Consider the following 2,115-nt stretch of genomic DNA (forward strand, 5'->3'; position numbering starts at 1 on the left):
CTGCTCCGGCTGCCGTTCCGGCGGAACCGCCGCCGGCGCCGGCGGCGCCGGCCGGTCGGCGGAGGTGTTCGGGGTGTGGGGGTCCGGTTCCGTCGGAACGGCAGCCGGAGCGGGGGGCGACAGCGGCAGTTCCGGCGGAACGGCGGCCGGAGCAGGGGGCGACAGCGGCGGTTCCGCCGGAACGGCAGCCGGAGCAGGGGACGACAGCGGCAGTTCCGTCGGAACGGCAGCCGGAGCGGGGGGCGACAGCGGCGGTTCCGGCGGTAGGGCAGCCGGAGCGGGTGCCGGCAGTGGGGGGACCAAGGTGCCCGCCGTGGTGCGGAGGGTGGCCCAGCGGAGCTCACGGCCGCCACGGGTGTGCCACGTGTCCTCCGGTTCCGGTTCCGCCGCCGGACGGCGGCGCCACGCGTGGATGCCGACCGCCGTGGGGACCCCCCACAGCACGGTCCAGGCCGTGGCCGCCGCTCCCGTGGCCCACCAGGCCGGGCCGAAGTCCGCCAGCGCGCCCGAGCCCAACGGGCCGCCCGACACGCCCGCCAGGCACGCCGTCAGCACCCCGCACACCACCCCGCCCAGTGCCGCCGTCAGCGCCGTCTCGCCCGAGGACACCTCCCGGGCCCGCCGTACCGCGAACCACCCCAGCGCCAGCCCGGCCACCACCGGCACCCCCACCACGGCCAGCGTCAGCGGTGACCCCGGCCCCGCCGGGGGCAACGCCGCCAGCAGCGGGAAGCGCGGCAGGGCCGGGGAGCCCCCGGAGCCCAGCGGGGTCGCCGTCGCACCGGTGCCGAGCGCGAACCCGGGCCCCAGCGCGTACGCCATGGCCCACACGGTGGCGTTCGGCGCCAGCCCCAGCGCCACCAGCAGCACCGCGAACCTCCCCGACCACACCCCCGTGAGCTGGAGGAACGATTCCTGCGCGGCGCCGGCGTGCCAGACCAGCGAGGCTCCCAGGACCAGCGCGCCCCCGCCGAGCAGCACCAGCACGCCCGCGCACCCGGCCCGCAACGCCGCCGCGTAGCGCGGCCGGGTGACGGCCCGTCGGAAGCCGGCCGGCACCCACCCGGGCAGCGGCCCCAACGGCCGTCCCCGCGCCGCCCAGACCCCGCCGGCCGCGGCCACCACGGCCACCACCGGCACGTGCCACGCGGCACTCAGCGGCTGCGCCGGCAGCGGCCCGCCGGCCGCGTACACCGTCACCCCGGCGCCCACGGCCAGGTACCCGCACAGCACCGCCGAGAACACCGCCCCCGCCGACAGCGCCTCGTCCCCGTCGGTGGCCAGTCGCGCCGCCCGCCGCATCAGCAGCGCGGGCAGGGCCACCAGCAGCAACGGCGTCACCCCAACCGGTGCCGGCACGCCCGACAGGGTGTCGTAGCGGACGAGTTCCGTCCCATGGGCCAGCAGCCACAGCGCGGCGGCGACGTGCAGCGCGCCGCCGGGCCCGCTGTCGGGGTACGGGGAGCTGATCCACAGGGTCATGACGAGCACGGCCAGGAAGCCGAGCCCCAGTCCGGCGGCCACGGCCCCGGTCAGCACGCACTCGGCGGCGGCCGGCGAACGGCGACGTCCGCCGGACCTCGGGACCGTCGGCAAGGACGTCCCGCGTTCGGTCACTTGGGTCACCGGGCCATGGTCGCAACGACACGCGCTGAGTTCGCGTAACAGGCGATTGTTCGTAGTGTCGCCCAATATACGGTTATGTACTTTTTCGCCCAGGGCTGCTGCCGCCAGGTCGCCGGGAGAGCGGGATGACACAGAGCGCCGACAACTCCTCTGAGCCGTCCCTGCCTTCCTCCGCGGAGCGCCGCAGACTGCGCGAAGCCGCCGACCTCGGTCCCGCCGAGGTCGCCGCGGCGATCGGCGTCTCACCGGCCACGGTCCGCTCCTGGGAGGCGGGACGCACCGAGCCCCAGGGCCGCAAACGCGCGGCCTACGCCCGGCTGCTGGCCCGGCTCGCCGGGCCGTCCGGCGGGGGCTCCTCCAGGGGGGGCCGCCGCGCGCGCCGGGGCCACAGCGGGGGGGAGGCCGCGCGCTGGCGGCACTGGGGCGAGCGGGGTCACGCCGCCCGCGAGCGCACCGGCGTGCTGGCGCGCGCGGACGCACACGCGCACC

2 protein-coding genes are annotated in these 2,115 nt (G+C 77.9%); one reads left to right on the top strand and one right to left on the bottom strand.

Annotated features, from left to right (window positions below):
• Positions 1 to 1,626 (bottom strand): DUF6350 family protein (locus EF918_RS35075; protein WP_185922082.1); only part of this gene is annotated, 1,626 nt, incomplete at its 3' end.
• A gap of 125 nt (positions 1,627 to 1,751) precedes the next feature.
• Here EF918_RS35075 and EF918_RS35080 point away from each other — a divergent pair.
• Positions 1,752 to 2,115, top strand: a 364-nt coding sequence (locus EF918_RS35080; protein ID WP_148141339.1) for a helix-turn-helix transcriptional regulator, incomplete at its 3' end; no start/stop codon positions are given.

Origin of the sequence: Streptomyces sp. WAC06614 (assembly GCF_003949795.1) — a bacterium.
Taxonomy (GTDB): Bacteria; Actinomycetota; Actinomycetes; order Streptomycetales; family Streptomycetaceae; genus Streptomyces.